Genomic DNA, 16,712 nt, shown 5'->3' with positions numbered 1-16,712 from the left:
ATTAAGCAAATTGGTATTATTTTCCGTTTGTCGTCAATCACAACTTGGAGCAACTTATGTTAATTGCGCTGTATTTAGTGTTATGTGTTTTAACTGGGTATTGGGGGCGTCACACCTTTGCGGGGCCGGTAGGATTCTTTCTCATCTCATTGATGTTCACGCCTGTTATAGGGTTGATTATTTTACTCGTTGGGCAAAGGCGCAAACCATTGGCCGAGCAAGATGAAGAATAGCCATTTCTGTTGTCACGGCTTTAACTAGATATCAATATAACCAGATGTTTTAAAGCGATATTCTTTTGTTTTTGACCTGTGATTTTTATTTTTAGGGACTATGCTTAATTGCATGCGCGGGCAGTAGCCCAATAACAATAAAAGATAATAATAATGGTATTGTACGAATTAATTCGCCGACATATTCAGATAAAAAAACGGACCTTTTTTGCACTTGGGTGTATTTCTGGTTTGGCTAATGCGCTGGTGCTTGCACTTATCAACAACGTAGCAGCCAATATTTCTGACATAAATAAAGAAAACCACATACTCTATTATCTTGTGTTGTTTTCACTCACTATTGCGATTTATGGTTTGACTCAGCAACGCTTAATGACCAAGGCTGCACAAATGGTCGAGCGTGCCATAGATAAACTGAGGGTCGATTTATTTGAAAGCATTCGCCACACTGAGTTATCAACACTGGAAAAAGTTGGTAAGGAACGGATTTTCAATACGATAAGTAAAGAACTCCAAACCATATCTCAATCGGCGCAGCTTTTTGTGATCATCGGTCAGTCTATTAGTTTAGTATTCTTCACATCGCTTTATATCGCTTGGCATTCATTTGTAGCCTTTATGGTTATCTCAACACTTATCATGGTGGGTGCCAGTATACACCGCTTAAGAGCGAATGAGATTCAGCGCAACATGCGGATCTCCTTTGACAGTGAAAACCAGCTTATTCAGCGCTTATCTGACTTGCTTGATGGCTTTAAAGAAGTAAAGCTGAGTGAGCCAAGAGCAGAAGACTTAGAGCGGGAATATCGTCGCGATTCTAATCGTGCTAGGCGAGCGAAGACAAAAACACAAACTCTGTTTGCGACAGACTTTATTTTGTCACAAATAACGTTTTTTACCGCAACCGGTGCAATGGTTTTTATTGTTCCTATGCTATCCGATGTCTATACAGATGTCGTGATCAAAGTTACTACTGCATCGTTATTTTTAATCGGCCCAATTACCAGCATTGTTGGTGGGATCCCAGTATTCACAACCGCAACCGAGGCGGCGCAAAATGTCTTGGCACTAGAGCGTGATCTTAAAACGATAGCAGACCAACAGCATACCGAGAGGCTGAAATCTACCGAAAACCTCACATCATTTAAAGCCATTGCTATGCAAGGCGCGTTTTATCAGCACCAGAAGAAATCCAGTGACCGCCCTTTTTCCGTAGGGCCTGTTGATATTACATTCGAGCAAGGGAAAACCACTTTTATTACCGGTGGAAATGGTAGTGGCAAAACCACATTTATTCGTATGCTGACAGGTTTATATGCGCTTCAAGGCGGACAAATTTTATTAAATGGTCAAGCTGTGACTGATGATAATCGGCTCGCATATCGAAGTTTATTCACAGCTGTCTTTGCCGATTTTCATTTGTTCCAGCAGCTCTATGGTATTCGTGACTTGAGTGCTCAAGAAATAGATGAATGGTTAGACTTTCTGGAGATGCGTGCCAAAGTCAGTATTCAAGAAGGGGCGTTTAGTACCATTGACTTGTCATCAGGGCAGCGAAAGCGATTGGCGCTACTGAGCACTATTTTAGAAAATAGGCCTATTTACATTTTTGATGAGTGGGCGGCAGATCAAGACCCTATCTTTAGACGCAAATTCTACGAACAAGTGTTACCACGCTTAAAGGCTCGTGGTAACACGATTATCGCCATCACTCACGATGATGCTTACTTCCACTTAGCTGATACACACTTAAAAATGGAAGAAGGACAACTATTTACCCATCAAGATAGTGAAAGTAATGGAGTGCTATCATGAATGTTACTATCCCTGAAGATTTTGGTTTATATGCTGTTGGTGGTGTCGTACTGGCACTGATTCTTTCAAACTTGTTTATGCGGGCGTTAAAGCGCCATAAACCCAAATGGCATAAACGCATATTGTCTTGGCGCTTTCGTGCTGGTGTGACGTTACTAATTTTGCTTTTTATCGCCGTTGTTTTGGTCAAAGTTGTCTTTATAAAAATAGATTCAGGGCAGGTGGGAGTGATATGGAAGCGCTTTGGCGGCACGTATGTTGAGCACCCGTTTTATGAAGGGACAGTTTTGGTATACCCCTGGGATACGTTGACGATTTACTCCAGCCGCTTCCAAACGACCACCACAGAGATCCATGCTATTACCTCTGAGGGACTGAGGATAAAAATGGAAATAACGGTGCGTTACCGCCCCGTCGTGGAGCATATTCCTTATTTACACAAGTTAGTTGGGGAAGACTATCTAGATGAAATTGTGATCCCAGAAGTTGCATCTGCGGTGCGCATGATTGTTTCTGACTATACCGCCGAGGAAGTATACGCAAATCAACGCTTAAAGATTCAAGATAAGCTGTTAAGCACTGTCCTGAGAGAGGTTCAGTTGCAAGAAAAAACCATACTAAAGCAAGAAAAGAGCGAGATGCAGGGGCATAATTTGGTAAATCTAGACGACATGCTAATTCGCCATGTAGATATTCCAGAAGGGGTGCATAATGCAATTATAGCGAAAGTAAACCAAATGCACTTGTATCAAGAGTACGAAATGCGCTTGGATGTTGCTGAAAAAGAAGCAGAGCGAAAGAAAGTTGAAGCCATGGGGATAGCTGATTTTCAAGAGAAGGTGAGTGGGGGGATCTCTGAAACTTACCTAAGATGGCGCGGCATAGAAGCAACCATTGAATTAGCCAAATCGAACAATGCAAAAGTGGTGGTTATTGGTAGTGGAAAAGATGGGTTACCATTGATTTTAAATACTGAAAATGGGGGAAGTGCTTTACCAGCTTCGGTGCAGCCAGTGGCAGGGGATCCGCAAAACCAAGAACCGCAAACCCCCAATGCCATTACTAAACCAAAATAATACCAATTTTCTTAATTAGGTGGTCTATTTTGAGACGAGAAAACCTTGTCGATAACCCCGCTACCGCGTCCTGTTATCGCCAAGGTACCTACATCCACGTAGGTAAGGCTAAAAATTTGCTATTTAGTTATTCTAAATAAGAAATTTTTAACGCTATTAGCGTCAGATTTACTCCTTCAAATTGAGCAAGCATTAAGTCAAATTGGTAAAAGAGACCAAAGTGAGCCTCACTGCAATACGGTCGCTCATAGCCTATCCTAGCCCTAAGTTAGTTACATTTTGATTCTCACGCACTACACTGTGTTGCGTGAGAAAAGGCAAGGATAATAAAAAATGCAAATTGATTTACACCATGGTATGACATGGGTTGTTGCCCGTGCTGCGGGATTCACTGAACAAGAAGCTGAAATTATTGCTCACGCGTCGCAATATGTAGACGATGCTACAAATTACGGTCATATCGAGTTTGATAACGGGGCGGCCTATGAGCGTATCGCTACCGCACATAAAATGCTTGATTATAAAAACCTCGACAGCCTGAAGAATATGAAAGTGTGGGTGCCTTTTCATTTTTTACCAGGCAATGGAGGGTTGCCCGCTGGACAAAACCCCTCCGGCAGTTTTATTCAAAAACTGGTCTGTAAACCGTATTCATATGTAGCAAAAGACATGATTACTGAATGTATCGCAGATAAGGCAAGGCCATATGGATTACATCGCCTAGGTATTACCTCTCATGTATTCATCGATACATGGGGCCATCAAGGGTTTGCTGGAATACAACATAAAGTCAATAAAGTTAATGAAATAAAAGACTTAAATGGCGAAGCGGAAGAAACATGGAGCGAACGTATCAGTGAATATTTTTCAGATATTTTTCAAGATGATATTCCAAGCCTTGGACATGGGCAGGCACTGTCTCACCCAGATCAGCCGCATCAAGTGTGGAGCTATATCAACGGTTTGGATGAGAAAGTAGTAAGAGATAACCCAAGCGATTTTCTGGTTGCTGCTGATGAGCTGTGCAAAGTCTATCAAGCTTATCGGGGAAAAGAGATAACAGGCTTGGGTGAGTCAGTAAAGCAAGAAATAGCACAGTCCTTTATTGAATTTAATATGGATGATGGTGAAGTGCGCCACCAATTGTGGCTTGATGCAATCAAAACCGATAGATTTGGCCTAGGTGCATACACACTTACTTATATTGCCAAAGGCGAAGGATCGTGGAAGCATCAAGCGCTAGGCACGACACGTGCTAAAGGTGATGACGATAGCTATCCATTTCGCCGTGAATTTTTAACTTCTAATTGGAAGTATTTTCACGATGCGGCTAAAAAGCATCGCCTCTGTGTAATTGATGATATTTTGCCCAGATATGGGATTTGTGTCAGCTAAGCTTCAGTAAAGTAAGTGCAGCTAGGCTGCACTATTCTTGTGTTTAAAATAGCTCGGAAGAAAGTTCACGGGATTGTGAGTTTTGGTTAATATGCCAAGTTTCGACGAGGCGAGTTGTACCACCTGAGTTTTTACAAATTAATTCTGTCACCAGTACTTTATAAAAACCACTGTATTTAGCCTCACCCGCAACATTTAAGACATCACTATAAAACCCACCTTGATGTCTTTCATTGAAAAATGTTGGGTTACCACCGACATAATTGGCCTTTCGGCACTGGCCTTGGTGCGAGTTGTTATTAATATTAATCAAGCCGGTATATTGAACATCTGCAAAATACCCAGGACCATTACTCGGCGTTTGCCAATCAGCCACTGTGATTTCACTGTGCCATGCAACGGCGGGAGCCTTAGGTATCTTGTGGTAGACTATCGCCTCTTCACCTGAAGGTAATGTGCAGCTGAGTTTAAGCGACTTTTCTGTTAGCTTATGCTCCGCAGGAATAGGACCAGAAATAAAGGGGGTGTTGAATGTCAGAGGAGCAATAAAATTACCAGTTTGTGTATTAACCACTTCAAATTGATGGCACTCATCCACTGTTAAGCCACCTATGAGTGCATTAAAGTACTCAGTTGTACCTGCACGAGCTGAGATAAAATCAACAGGTGCGCCCTGATACTGCGAATGATCTCCCGCACCATCTTGATCATAAAATACCTGAGTAGCAAAAACAGAAGTGGAACTACAAGCCAATACCATCGCAAGCAGTCGAGTGTTGAATGTAACCATAGTTTCTCCTTTACAGTTTTATTTTTTATTCAGTTCCAATATAAGGTAAATGTAATTATATACAACTTTTTGATTTTTCGGGTTTTAGCAACTATCTAATTACTGCAACTGCAATCTGGAACGATATGTGAAGTGAGTAAGAAGGCTTAGAACTTCACTAACGCTAGATGAGTGGAGTTCAAGTGGGTAGAGATTTGAGTTATTAGAGAGGAAGTGGACAGTATGTTGATGTGTGAAATCATTTCTATTCGCCAACATTGGGTAAAAAGCTTTATGCGCTTATGACTCTTCCAGTGGTAAATTATGAGATGTGAAAGAATCTACTATTTTCTAGCCTCATTTTGGTGTTGTTGAAATGCCGAATATTGTTGCGGGCTAATCATAATTTACCTTTTTAAATTGCAGACTAAACATTCACTTTTTGCAAAAACTATTTTTGATTTGCAGAATGTAGAGCTAACAACGCCTGTTTTTGAGCTTTTTTAATCATGCCGACCGGTGTTTATACATAGTGAGGTGACCAGCACTATGTGAAAAATGCTGTATTTAACCTCACCCATCATCTTCATTACAAAATCCACACGTAATGTGACTTATAGTCCGTAGACACATTGTCTACATTGATAAATTATCCCTTTAGCATTAGAGGGTTATCATGAACGAAGAAAAAATTCTCCAGCTATTTGGACTACATATTAAAAGCTTGAGGCTAAAGCTAGGCCTTAGTCAAGAGGAGCTAGCTTCTCTGTGTGAGCTTGATAGAACATATATTAGCGGAATAGAGCGGGGCAAAAGAAATATCAGTCTGTTAAACATTTTAAAGCTTGCTGATTCTTTGCAGTCTTCAGCGTCAGAGCTCATGAATTTTAAGAGTAAGGATAATAATGACAAGCCCATATAGTCACTTTGTGGATGAATTAGCAGAAAAGCACGGTGTCAGTAAAACTGGATTATTAAAAAAGTTTCTTGAGTTTAAGACTCGAGCTGTAAGAGGGAATAGCAAATCTAGAAGAAATTGGGCCGCGGTTTATACGATATCCGTGATTTGTGAGGACTATGTGGCTGGACAAAAGAATGGCTCATCTTCCACATCTCTGCTGCGTAGGATTAGACAGAAGCCCTATGGAAGTAAACTTCAAAATCACCATCTGGATAACAGATTAAATGGCGAATTTAAGAAAAAATACCGAACAGATTTAGAAATCATGGACATAGATGGCGCTAACCGGAAAGTATCGGAAGCTATTTTGGGTGAAGCTGGAGATAAACCTGAAGCCGTGGCTAAATTTGCGGTAGATGTGGTTGCTACATATGCGTCAATTATCGCGAAAATCGAGATTGCATTTTTAACTGAAATTTCATCCGCTAATACTCAGCAAGATATACTAAAAACAATAGTTAAGGCTTTCAATGCCACCTCAGATGCAAGAGTTTTTGAAATTGTTTCTTTCGCTATCTTACATTTGTCTTTCAAGAAAATTAAAGCTTCATTCTCCACAAGCTCCGGTGAAATTGAGACTAGCCCATTAATGCTTTATAAAACCGGAAGAACTAACGCTAATGATGGAGGTATCGACTTTGTACTCAAGCCAATAGGAAAGTTTTTTCAAGTTACAGAAGGTATCGATTTCAAAAAGTACTTTTTAGATTTTGATAAGGTGAACCGGTTTCCTCTGAGTTTTGTGGTGAAGACAAGCTTAAGTGTAGATGAAGTACAGAGCCAAATTAGGCTTAAGGCCAGCCGGGAAATGGATGAGCTAAAAGTGGAGCTTTATATGTCTTTATTTGAGGATATATATACCTTAAATGAGCTAAATGATTACCTCCAAGAACTTTCTACAGATAACAATTCAATTGAGCAGCTGAAACAAATTATTATCAACTGCTATAAGCTCGAGTTTGGTTTATCTGATTAAAGGGTTTTGCTGTGGCGAAGCACTTGTTTCAGCTTCTTTCTGCCTATTTTTTTTGGATAAATTATTGGTCTTTCTTTTTTTTCTCTTTTGCTAGCTCTTGCTCAGAATAATGGGATGGAAGCTCGAGTCTTCTAATTCCCATTTTCACGTATTCTTCATTGATCTCGATACCAATAAATTTACGATTGAAGCGCTTTGCAACAGCGCCCGTGGTAAAGCTTCCTGAAAACGGATCAAGGATGTAATCCCCTTCGTTTGAAGATGCTTTTACAATACGCTCAAGCAGTGATTCTGGTTTTTGGGTTGGATGATTTTCATACTCATCCATCTTGAACCTAACTCTCGGGAACTCCCAAACATTACCAGGAACTTTTTTTTGTATTGTAAGGCTGAGGAGGGTTTTTTCGATAATCTATTAGCTGCCTTTTAGCGCCTGTTTTCGCCTCAACTAATATATCTTCATGATTGAAAGTATAGTTTTTAGGGTGTTTAGTAAGCATTAATATCGGCTCATACATAGATCCAAAGTATGTCTTTGCTTGAACACCAGAGCTATCATAGCTCCAAATCACTCTGCTTTTTATAGTGAATAGTTTCCGACAGTAAATATCCAAAAAGGGCATATTTTCGGTACTATTCATTAAATAGAATGTTCCATTTGGCTTGAGTACTCTAAAGCAATCATCAATCCATTCGTAACACCATGCAAGAAAATCTTCTTCAGTCCACTTTTCCTTTAAACCATCGAAATCTTTGCCTATGTTATACGGTGGATCTGCGAAAATTAAGTTCACTGATTCGTCAGGAATAGCCTTTAAGCCCAGCAGGACATCACCGTGAATAATCTTTTGATTTTCATCTGAAAAAGTTTGATTTATAACATCAAATCGAGCGGCCATTAGAATACTCAAAGGAACATAAAAGCGTGACGCATAGTCTACATTTTAATATATTACATAACAACTGAATTGAATATGGTACATAACGCTAAGGCGTTACCAAGTATAAAAATAGAAAGTGCTATCAATAGTAAACTTAGGGGGTGAAATGGTGGCCCCACCTGGACTCGAACCAGGGACCTACCGATTATGAGTCGGGTGCTCTAACCAACTGAGCTATAGGGCCATTTTGTGTTTTAAGTGCTCATTAAATTCATCCATGAAGCAATATCCTGTCGGCGTCCTGCCTCCACCTTATCAAGCTGCGAAGCGGTGCTTCGGTCTTGACTCGCCCAACTGAGCTATAGGGCCATTTTGTGTTTTTGCGCGTAACATTCGTCCATGAAGCTTGGTTCCGGTCTCGGATTTAACGCTCAGGGTCGCTGCGCTAATATCCCTTTGCTTCCTCGACGTAAACTTTCTTTGAAAGTTTACACAACTGAGCTATCGGGCCATTTTGCTTTGTGGTTTAAAGGTAAATCACTGAAAGCGCAGGCAGTATAAAAATTTTTAACAGGCTTGTCACTATTAAAACGAGAAAAAATCGAGATGAATGTACTGATTGCTTAATTATGAAGCAAAGTGGAGTGTAAAGTAGCTTTTGCAGTAGAGATAGAATGAATTTTAGCGTCAGAAAGTTCGTGCTTTTCTCGCTCGCCGAGGAGCGATGGCCGTAAAAATGATTGGCTTAGTTTGGCTTTTTCAAATGTAATGTCGATAGGAACGAACAAGCTTGTTCCTATTAGTATTCTTAAATTTATATTTTTAAGTGGTTACGCAGCCGCTACCGTATTTCGAAGAAATTTCACTGATTTTTGTAGGGAGTAAGGTGTGAATGGGGTGTTACTGTAACGCAGATAAAAGAAGCCGACGCAGTGTCGGCCTCTTTTAGGAGAACGAATTAGGTTATTGGTGCATGCCTAGTTTTTTCTCTAGGTAGTGGATATTCGTACCACCGTTTTGGAAGTTTTCGTCTGATAGAATCTTCTTGTGCAGCGGGGTATTGGTTTTAATCCCGTCAATCACTAGCTCATTCAGTGCGTTTTTAGCGCGAGCAATTGCAACATCACGGTTTTCACCATAAGTGATTAACTTACCGATCATTGAGTCGTAATGTGGTGGTACCGTATAATCCGCGTAGATATGACTGTCCCAGCGGATCCCAAGGCCACCAGCTGGGTGGAAGCGCGTGATCTTACCCGGTGAAGGAATAAAACTGTCAGGGTCTTCAGCGTTAATACGGCACTCAATTGCATGACCTCGGATCACCACGTCATCTTGTGTAATAGAAAGTGGTTGGCCAGCAGCAATCTTAAGTTGCTCCTTAATTAAGTCTACGCCAGTGACCATTTCTGTTACTGGGTGCTCAACCTGAATACGGGTGTTCATTTCAATGAAGTAGAACTCACCGTTTTCGTATAAGAATTCAAATGTACCAGCACCGCGATAGCCGATTTCGATACATGCACGAGTACAGCGATCACCAATGTATTTACGCATTTCAGCTGTGATCCCTGGTGCAGGTGCTTCTTCCACTACTTTTTGGTGACGACGCTGCATTGAACAGTCACGCTCACCTAAATGGATTGCATTGCCTTGACCGTCAGCCAGTACTTGTACTTCGATGTGGCGCGGGTTTTCTAGGAATTTTTCCATGTAAACCATGCCATTGCCAAAGAATTGCTTGGCTTCTTGTTGCGTCAACGCAATTGAGTCAACCAGTTCTTTTTCACTACGCACGACACGCATACCACGACCACCACCGCCACCTGCGGCTTTGATGATAACGGGGTAACCAATACGCTTGGCAATCTGCATATTGCGATCGTTATCTTCGGTTAACGGGCCATCAGAACCAGGAACACAAGGAACACCCGCTTTTCTCATTGCTTCAATAGCAGAAACTTTATCACCCATTAAGCGAATCGTGTCGCCTTTTGGACCGATAAAAATAAAGCCGCTTTGCTCAACTTGGTCGGCAAAGTCTGCATTTTCAGAAAGAAAACCGTAACCTGGGTGAATGGCAACGGCGTCAGTTACTTCTGCAGCTGCAATAATACGCGGAATATCAAGGTAGCTTTCACTTGCTGCTGGTTTGCCGATACAAATGGTTTCATCCGCAAGAAGAACGTGTTTTAGGTCACGATCGGCTGTTGAGTGTACAGCAACCGTCTTAATACCTAGCTCCTTGCAGGCACGCAATACACGAAGGGCAATTTCACCTCGGTTTGCAATGACTACTTTATCTAACATAACGTTGACCTTCTGCGTAATTATTCGATGATGAATAGCGGTTGGTCGAATTCTACTGGCTCACCGTTTTCAATTAAGATTGCTTTAACCACACCAGCTTTGTCTGATTCGATTTGGTTCATCATCTTCATTGCTTCAACGATACAAAGCGTGTCGCCAACATTTACTTTTGAACCTACTTCTACGTATGCTGCTGCTGTTGGAGATGAAGCTGAATAGAAAGTACCAACCATAGGTGACTTAACTTGGTGACCAGCTGGAGTTGCACTTTCTGGCGCTGCCGCTTCAGCAGCAGGTGCTGCAACAGGAGCGGCTGGTGCTGGTGCTGGTGCCGCAGGTGCTGCCATGTACTGTTGAGGTTGAGCGTAAACTGGTGCATTACTGTGGCGATTAATACGTACTGATTCTTCACCTTCTGTAATTTCTAGTTCTGCAATACCTGATTCTTCTACTAGTTCGATAAGTTTTTTGATCTTGCGAATATCCATACAATGACCCGCCTGTTAGTTAATTTGAGTTATTTTGTTTTCGCAGTTGCGCCAGTGCAGCCTCGAGTGCTGCGCGATAGCCCAACGCGCCTAATCCACATATCACACCTTCCGCCACGTCAGAAAAATAAGACTTGCGGCGAAATGGTTCTCTTTTGTGTACATTTGTGATGTGCACTTCATAAAAGGGGATGTCTACACTGAGTAAGGCATCTCTAAGCGCAATGCTAGTATGTGTGAATGCGGCAGGATTGATAATAATCGCATCGCATTGTCCATACTGTGCATGAATGGCCTCAATAAGCTCTGCTTCACTGTTACTTTGAATGTGTGACAACTCTACTTGCTGATTTTGTGCATAGTCAGTGAGCGCATCGACAATCTCATTGAGTGTCTGCGTACCATAGGTGCTGGTTTCACGACGACCTAACATATTTAAATTAGGTCCGTTTACTAATAAAATCTTTAATTTTGCAGACATTTTACGTGAACTTCCTTTAAGTAAAGCGTTAGACAAAAAATTGTACTGTATGGCTTGTTAACTTATGCCTAATTTCAGCAAATAGCAAATATTTCTCTATTTCGTCGAGTATTATAGAGAGTTCGCGGTAAATAGCAGCAAAATACTGGTCTAATGAGAAGGGTAAGGGAGCAAGATAGCTTGCTCCCAAAAAGGCTACTTTGCGTCCTGCTTAGCCTTGTCTAGGTGAGCTGCAAAGTCTTTTGCATCTAAAAAGCCGGTGACGCGATGTGCTGGCATCTCGTTGCCTTGGTTATCAAAAATTAAAATGGTGGGTAAGCCAAATACCGTAAATGCTTCCATGATTTCTTGGGTATTATCATTGGCTTTAGTTAAGTCGAGTTTTAATAACTCGTAATCTTTAAATTGTGCTTGTACCTCGGGAGTTGGGAAGGTGTACTTCTCGAACTCTTTACAGGCCACACACCAATCAGCATATAAATCCACAATTGGCACTTTACCTTTAGTATTAGCCTCTGCAATGGCTACTTCCAGCGCTGCTAGGTCTGGCAGTAATTTAAACTTTTTTTTCTGCCGATGCGGCTTCAGTTTGAGTGGTTACTGCATTAACTACTGGCTTAGGTGCTGGAAAAAAGCTGCTTTTCAAGGCGAATAAGCCAACGATAAATAAAGTGATAGCAAAACCCCACAGAGTGGTTTTACCTTTACTCGTTTTCAATTGGCTTTGCCAGTAATGTAAGTAAAGCGCTGTTGCAACGGCAAGGCCACCCGCCAGAGCAATGATCACGGTAGTATCAAGGATGCGCTCTAGCAGGATGAGTGGTACAAATAGCATCACAAAACCAAATAGCGTCTTGACCTGATCCATCCAGCCTCCAGCTTTTGGTAGTAACTTACCACCAGAAGTGCCTAGCAATAATAGCGGTAAGCCCATGCCCAAACTAAGTGCATAGAGCGTTAGCGCACCGACAACATAATCGCCACTTTGCGCGACAAACAGGAGAGCACCAGACAAAGGCGCGGTGGTACAAGGCGATGCAATAAGGCCCGATAAGACACCCATTACAAACACACCCCAATAATTGCCGCCTTTTTGTTTGTTACTGAGCTGGGTGAGTTTATCCATCATGCTGCTTGGTAGGCGGATCTCGTATAGCCCAAACATTGATAGCGCGAGTGCAACGAACAAGATACTAAAGCTGATAAGTACCGCAGGATGCTGCAAGTAGCCTTGAATTTGGCCACCAAAGTAAGCAACAACAAGGCCAAGTGCGGCATAGGTAACGGCCATGCCTTGTACATAAACAAAAGATAAACTGAACGCTTTTTTAGTTGAAAGCCCCTGTTGACCTGCGATTAAGCTCGACAAAATAGGGAACATGGGGAACACACAGGGAGTAAAAGCAAGCCCAATACCAAGACCAAAGAACGTCAAAATATTTGCAAGCAAGCTGCGCTGCATTAATTGCTCAGTAAAAGACAAATTGTCGTCATCCACAGGACGGCTTGTGTTTTGAATCTCAGCGCCTGTCTCTGGAGCTTTGTTTGATGTGGCTTCTGGCTGTTCTCCTGCAATCGTGCTTAACGGCACTTCAACAATTTCTGGTGGGTAACAAAGCCCAGCTTCTGCGCAGCCTTGATAGCGGATTTTTACAACCGCTCCAGGTTGAATATTATCGAGTTTAGAAATAACAGATAAATGATTGAAAAAGACTTCAGTGCGGCCAAAAAACTCATCCTCAATCATCACGCCTTTTTCTAACTCTGGCACTTTGATGTCGGCTTGTTTGGCGATGATTTGCAGATTTTTCTTATACAAGTAATAGCCATCAGCGATGTCCCAACCGACAAACAATGTTTTTCCTTGTTGGTCAAAATCAAACTTAAATGCTTCGTTTACAGGTAAAAAGGTTTGTTGCTTTGGCGCTAACAAGCTGTCTAGCACAGCATTATTTGCCTGTGCTGGAAGCCATATTAACAGCGAAAAAAGAACTACTAAGAGTCGCATTACAATAGTACCTCGTCCATCCATTTAAAATAAGCTAGGTTGCCACTAGTAACATCCACAACTTGAATTTCAGGGACATCATAGCTGTGAAGATCACGAATAGCAGCCATCACTTGCTCTAGTTTTTCGGATTTTGTCTTAATTAACAGCTTGGTTTCGCGCGCGTGCTCCACCTGACCTTCCCAAACATAAATAGATTCTATTTCTGGGATTAGGTTCACACACGCTGCGAGTTTTTGCTCTACAAGTTGCGCTGCAATTTTACGTGCTTCGGTAACGGCTCCGCATGTAGATAAGACGAGTTTATATCTTATACCCATAGCTATTTCCATTTTAGGGTTGGTAATGGCATCTTAGCGGATAGCGCCTCTTTTCTAAAGCGTCTAACTTGCATCGCTTGAATTAAGACCTTGGCACCCATATTTATCTTTCGTAGATTTGGAGAAAGTATGTTTAGATTCTTATTTATTTTATTTATTGCCATTCCGATTATTGAAATTGCGTTGCTGATCCAGGTCAGCGAGGTAATAGGCGGCTTTGCGACGATTGCCCTTGTGATAGCAACCGCCATTCTAGGTGCGAGACTTGTCAAACAGCAAGGCTTGGGAGCCTACGTTAATGTTCAACAGCAGATGTCCCGAGGACAGTTGCCTGCTCAAGATTTGTTTACCGGTTTGTGTGTGATCATCGCTGGTGTTTTGTTAATGACGCCTGGGATCATGACTGACGTACTAGGGTTTTTACTGCTAACGCCCGCAGTTAGAAAAAAGCTGGCGCAGTCACTGCTGGCCCATGCCACCGTAAAAGTGCAAACAGGCATGCACTCAGGTCAGTCACCGTTTGCTAATCAATCACGCGAAGAACGTGCGGATCAGCAGGAAGAAATTAGAAATCCATTTAAAGATCAATCGGGTAGAAATTCTTCAACAACGATTGAAGGTGAATACGAAAGAAAAGACTAAAATTTTTTAGTTTTTTCTCTTGGGTTTTAATTTGCCCATCCCCATAAATGAAAGCAATTAAAATTGCGTGTGTTAACCCCAACCTGTGGATGTAACACCGCCTTAAAAAAGCATTACTTCTGTCATTGTTCAGAAACTGTTAGGAGAACTATATAAATGAACATTCGTCCTTTACATGATCGCGTCATTGTTAAGCGTCTTGAAGAAGAAACAAAGTCAGCTGGCGGCATTGTGTTAACCGGTTCTGCGGCTGAAAAGTCTTCACGTGGTGAAGTGGTTGCAGTAGGCAACGGCCGCGTGTTGGACAATGGTGAAACTAAAGCATTACAAGTAAAAGCGGGCGACACAGTGTTGTTCGGCTCTTACATCGAAAAGACTGAAAAGATCGAAGGTCAAGAGTACTTGATCATGCGTGAAGATAACATCTTAGGCATCGTAGAATAATTAATACTTTTTAGTTTAATCGACAACAGAATTTAAGAGGAATTTATAACATGGCAGCTAAAGAAGTTCGTTTTGCAGGTGACGCTCGTACAAAAATGCTTAAAGGCGTAAACGTACTAGCAGACGCAGTAAAAGTAACACTAGGTCCAAAAGGCCGTAACGTTGTTTTAGAAAAATCATTCGGCGCACCAACTATCACCAAAGACGGTGTATCTGTTGCAAAAGAGATTGAGCTTGAAGACAAGTTCGAAAACATGGGCGCACAGATGGTTAAAGAAGTTGCGTCTAAAGCAAATGACGCAGCGGGTGACGGTACAACTACTGCGACTGTTCTTGCTCAAGCTATCGTGAATGAGGGTCTTAAGTCAGTTGCTGCTGGTATGAACCCAATGGACCTTAAGCGTGGTATCGACAAAGCAGTTATCGCTGCAGTTGAAGAGTTAAAAACGCTTTCAGTACCTTGTTCAGACGCAAAAGCGATTGCACAGGTTGGTACTATTTCAGCTAACTCTGACAAAGAGATTGGTGACATCATTGCTGAAGCAATGGAAAAAGTAGGTCGTGAGTCTGGTGTTATCACTGTAGAAGAAGGCCAATCACTACAGAATGAATTAGATGTAGTTGAAGGTATGCAGTTTGACCGTGGTTACCTATCACCATATTTCATCAACAACGCTGAAAAAGGCCAAGTTGAGCTAGATAACCCACATATCTTGCTAGTAGACAAGAAGGTTTCAAACATTCGTGAACTTCTGCCTACACTAGAAGCAGTTGCTAAAACAAGCAAGCCGCTACTAATCATTGCAGAAGACCTTGAAGGTGAAGCGCTGGCAACTCTGGTTGTAAACAACATGCGTGGTATCGTGAAAGTTGCTGCTGTTAAAGCGCCTGGCTTTGGTGACCGCCGTAAAGCGATGCTACAAGACATCGCAATCCTAACTGGTGGCACGGTTATCTCTGAGGAGATTGGTCTTGAGCTTGAGAAAGCTACGGTTGAAGACTTAGGTACAGCTAAACGCGTGGTTATCACTAAAGATGACACAACTATCATCGACGGTGCCGGCGAGCAAGAAGCTATCGATGGTCGTGTATCACAGATCAAAGCACAAATCGAAGAAGCAACTTCTGACTACGACAAAGAGAAGCTACAAGAGCGCATGGCAAAACTTGCTGGCGGTGTTGCAGTAATCAAAGTTGGCGCAGCAACTGAAGTTGAAATGAAAGAAAAGAAAGACCGCGTAGAAGATGCACTACACGCAACTCGCGCAGCGGTTGAAGAAGGCGTAGTACCTGGTGGTGGTGTTGCACTAGTTCGTGTAGCAAGCAAGATTGAGTCGCTAACTGGTGACAACGAAGACCAGAACCACGGTATTAAAGTGGCACTTCGTGCGATGGAAGCACCACTTCGTCAAATCGTTTCAAACGCAGGTGACGAAGCATCAGTTGTTGTTAATGCAGTTAAAGGCGGTGAAGGTAACTACGGTTACAACGCAGCAACTGGCGAGTACAGCGACATGATTGAAATGGGTATCCTAGACCCAACTAAAGTAACACGTTCTGCACTACAGTTCGCAGCATCAGTAGCTGGTCTTATGATCACAACTGAAGCCATGGTTGCTGAAATCCCGAAAGAAGAGCCAGCTGCTCCAGATATGGGCGGCATGGGCGGCATGGGTGGTATGGGCGGCATGATGTGATAAACATCATCTCCTAAGCATCTCGCTTCAAAACCCAGCTTCGGCTGGGTTTTTGCTTTTGAGCAATACAAGATATGTATTTAATACCAATCAAACTTAATACTTGCTCAATTTGAAGAAGTAAATCTGACGCTAAAAATTTCTTATTTAGAGCAACTAAACAGCAAAATCTTTGCCTTGCCTACAGGACGTAGGTACCTCGGCGTGAGCAGGACG

16 protein-coding genes, 1 tRNA gene and 1 pseudogene are annotated in these 16,712 nt (G+C 42.0%); 9 read left to right on the top strand and 9 right to left on the bottom strand.

The window, feature by feature from the left end; translation table 11 throughout:
- Nucleotides 1-56 precede the first annotated feature (56 nt).
- From D9603_RS21790 to D9603_RS03510, 4 genes are all read left to right on the top strand, one after another.
- On the top strand, nt 57-233 hold the full coding sequence (locus D9603_RS21790; RefSeq protein WP_167508250.1) for a hypothetical protein: 177 nt from the start codon (nt 57-59) through the stop codon (nt 231-233).
- A 153-nt stretch (nt 234-386) separates the two neighbouring features.
- Nucleotides 387-2,048 carry a cyclic peptide export ABC transporter gene (locus tag D9603_RS03520; RefSeq protein WP_128730156.1) on the top strand — a complete coding sequence of 554 codons (1,662 nt, stop codon included), beginning with the start codon at nt 387-389 and terminating at the stop codon, nt 2,046-2,048.
- Nucleotides 2,045-3,124, top strand: a complete 1,080-nt coding sequence (locus tag D9603_RS03515; protein WP_125251006.1) for a prohibitin family protein — start codon at nt 2,045-2,047, stop codon at nt 3,122-3,124. The genes D9603_RS03520 and D9603_RS03515 overlap by 4 nt, the downstream gene beginning before the upstream one ends.
- A gap of 333 nt (nt 3,125-3,457) precedes the next feature.
- A complete protein-coding gene (locus D9603_RS03510; protein ID WP_128730154.1) occupies nt 3,458-4,519 on the top strand; it encodes a DUF6765 family protein in 1,062 nt (353 codons plus the stop codon).
- Nucleotides 4,520-4,562: 43 nt separating this feature from the next.
- Here D9603_RS03510 and D9603_RS03505 read toward each other — a convergent pair whose 3' ends face one another.
- A complete protein-coding gene (locus D9603_RS03505; RefSeq protein WP_128730152.1) occupies nt 4,563-5,309 on the bottom strand; it encodes a hypothetical protein in 747 nt (248 codons plus the stop codon).
- Nucleotides 5,310-5,964: 655 nt separating this feature from the next.
- Here D9603_RS03505 and D9603_RS03500 point away from each other — a divergent pair.
- Both D9603_RS03500 and D9603_RS03495 read left to right on the top strand, forming a co-directional pair.
- The gene (locus D9603_RS03500; protein ID WP_128730151.1) at nt 5,965-6,210 is read left to right on the top strand and encodes a helix-turn-helix transcriptional regulator; all 246 of its coding nucleotides are present in this window, start codon (nt 5,965-5,967) and stop codon (nt 6,208-6,210) included.
- Complete coding sequence (locus tag D9603_RS03495; RefSeq protein ID WP_128730150.1) at nt 6,194-7,225, top strand: type II restriction endonuclease; 1,032 nt, start codon at nt 6,194-6,196, stop codon at nt 7,223-7,225. The genes D9603_RS03500 and D9603_RS03495 overlap by 17 nt, the downstream gene beginning before the upstream one ends.
- Nucleotides 7,226-7,286: 61 nt before the next feature.
- On the opposite strand, the gene D9603_RS22280 is transcribed toward D9603_RS03495, so the two are convergent.
- The 8 genes and pseudogenes from D9603_RS22280 to cutA all read right to left on the bottom strand — a co-directional run bounded on the left by D9603_RS22280 (nt 7,287) and on the right by cutA (nt 13,713).
- The gene (locus tag D9603_RS22280; RefSeq protein ID WP_277750212.1) at nt 7,287-7,553 is read right to left on the bottom strand and encodes a DNA methyltransferase; all 267 of its coding nucleotides are present in this window, start codon (nt 7,551-7,553) and stop codon (nt 7,287-7,289) included.
- A gap of 31 nt (nt 7,554-7,584) precedes the next feature.
- Nucleotides 7,585-8,124, bottom strand: a complete 540-nt coding sequence (gene yhdJ, locus D9603_RS22275) for an adenine-specific DNA-methyltransferase (RefSeq protein ID WP_206644480.1) — start codon at nt 8,122-8,124, stop codon at nt 7,585-7,587.
- A 149-nt stretch (nt 8,125-8,273) separates the two neighbouring features.
- Nucleotides 8,274-8,350, bottom strand: a tRNA-Ile gene (locus D9603_RS03485).
- 719 nt (nt 8,351-9,069) lie between these two features.
- A complete protein-coding gene (accC, locus tag D9603_RS03480; RefSeq protein ID WP_125251013.1) occupies nt 9,070-10,416 on the bottom strand; it encodes an acetyl-CoA carboxylase biotin carboxylase subunit in 1,347 nt (448 codons plus the stop codon).
- Nucleotides 10,417-10,436: 20 nt separating this feature from the next.
- The gene (accB, locus tag D9603_RS03475) at nt 10,437-10,904 is read right to left on the bottom strand and encodes an acetyl-CoA carboxylase biotin carboxyl carrier protein (protein WP_128730148.1); all 468 of its coding nucleotides are present in this window, start codon (nt 10,902-10,904) and stop codon (nt 10,437-10,439) included.
- A 19-nt stretch (nt 10,905-10,923) separates the two neighbouring features.
- The gene (aroQ, locus tag D9603_RS03470) at nt 10,924-11,385 is read right to left on the bottom strand and encodes a type II 3-dehydroquinate dehydratase (RefSeq protein WP_128730146.1); all 462 of its coding nucleotides are present in this window, start codon (nt 11,383-11,385) and stop codon (nt 10,924-10,926) included.
- Nucleotides 11,386-11,580: 195 nt separating this feature from the next.
- Nucleotides 11,581-13,393 (bottom strand): annotated as a pseudogene (locus D9603_RS03465) (protein-disulfide reductase DsbD).
- Complete coding sequence (gene cutA, locus D9603_RS03460) at nt 13,393-13,713, bottom strand: divalent-cation tolerance protein CutA (RefSeq protein WP_128730145.1); 321 nt, start codon at nt 13,711-13,713, stop codon at nt 13,393-13,395. The pseudogene D9603_RS03465 and the gene cutA overlap by 1 nt, the downstream one beginning before the upstream one ends.
- A gap of 129 nt (nt 13,714-13,842) precedes the next feature.
- Between cutA and D9603_RS03455 the strand changes: the two genes are divergently transcribed.
- From D9603_RS03455 to groL, 3 genes are all read left to right on the top strand, one after another.
- Complete coding sequence (locus D9603_RS03455) at nt 13,843-14,355, top strand: FxsA family protein (RefSeq protein WP_128730143.1); 513 nt, start codon at nt 13,843-13,845, stop codon at nt 14,353-14,355.
- Between the two features lie 156 nt (nt 14,356-14,511).
- Nucleotides 14,512-14,799 carry a co-chaperone GroES gene (locus tag D9603_RS03450; RefSeq protein ID WP_010368755.1) on the top strand — a complete coding sequence of 96 codons (288 nt, stop codon included), beginning with the start codon at nt 14,512-14,514 and terminating at the stop codon, nt 14,797-14,799.
- Nucleotides 14,800-14,849: 50 nt separating this feature from the next.
- Nucleotides 14,850-16,496 carry a chaperonin GroEL gene (gene groL / locus D9603_RS03445; protein WP_125251019.1) on the top strand — a complete coding sequence of 549 codons (1,647 nt, stop codon included), beginning with the start codon at nt 14,850-14,852 and terminating at the stop codon, nt 16,494-16,496.
- Nucleotides 16,497-16,712 lie beyond the last annotated feature (216 nt).

The sequence above is a fragment of the Pseudoalteromonas sp. PS5 genome, from assembly GCF_004103255.1.
Taxonomy (GTDB): domain Bacteria; phylum Pseudomonadota; class Gammaproteobacteria; order Enterobacterales; family Alteromonadaceae; genus Pseudoalteromonas; species Pseudoalteromonas peptidolytica.
This window is presented reverse-complemented; position numbering and strand designations above follow the sequence as displayed.

Coding starts and splice junctions, on each gene's coding strand:
- D9603_RS21790 (WP_167508250.1), top strand. CDS start 57: ATGTTAATTGCGCTGTATTTAGTGTTATGTGTTTTAACTGGGTATTGG.
- D9603_RS03520 (WP_128730156.1), top strand. CDS start 387: ATGGTATTGTACGAATTAATTCGCCGACATATTCAGATAAAAAAACGG.
- D9603_RS03515 (WP_125251006.1), top strand. CDS start 2,045: ATGAATGTTACTATCCCTGAAGATTTTGGTTTATATGCTGTTGGTGGT.
- D9603_RS03510 (WP_128730154.1), top strand. CDS start 3,458: ATGCAAATTGATTTACACCATGGTATGACATGGGTTGTTGCCCGTGCT.
- D9603_RS03505 (WP_128730152.1), bottom strand. CDS start 5,309: ATGGTTACATTCAACACTCGACTGCTTGCGATGGTATTGGCTTGTAGT.
- D9603_RS03500 (WP_128730151.1), top strand. CDS start 5,965: ATGAACGAAGAAAAAATTCTCCAGCTATTTGGACTACATATTAAAAGC.
- D9603_RS03495 (WP_128730150.1), top strand. CDS start 6,194: ATGACAAGCCCATATAGTCACTTTGTGGATGAATTAGCAGAAAAGCAC.
- D9603_RS22280 (WP_277750212.1), bottom strand. CDS start 7,553: ATGGATGAGTATGAAAATCATCCAACCCAAAAACCAGAATCACTGCTT.
- yhdJ (WP_206644480.1), bottom strand. CDS start 8,124: ATGGCCGCTCGATTTGATGTTATAAATCAAACTTTTTCAGATGAAAAT.
- accC (WP_125251013.1), bottom strand. CDS start 10,416: ATGTTAGATAAAGTAGTCATTGCAAACCGAGGTGAAATTGCCCTTCGT.
- accB (WP_128730148.1), bottom strand. CDS start 10,904: ATGGATATTCGCAAGATCAAAAAACTTATCGAACTAGTAGAAGAATCA.
- aroQ (WP_128730146.1), bottom strand. CDS start 11,385: ATGTCTGCAAAATTAAAGATTTTATTAGTAAACGGACCTAATTTAAAT.
- cutA (WP_128730145.1), bottom strand. CDS start 13,713: ATGGGTATAAGATATAAACTCGTCTTATCTACATGCGGAGCCGTTACC.
- D9603_RS03455 (WP_128730143.1), top strand. CDS start 13,843: ATGTTTAGATTCTTATTTATTTTATTTATTGCCATTCCGATTATTGAA.
- D9603_RS03450 (WP_010368755.1), top strand. CDS start 14,512: ATGAACATTCGTCCTTTACATGATCGCGTCATTGTTAAGCGTCTTGAA.
- groL (WP_125251019.1), top strand. CDS start 14,850: ATGGCAGCTAAAGAAGTTCGTTTTGCAGGTGACGCTCGTACAAAAATG.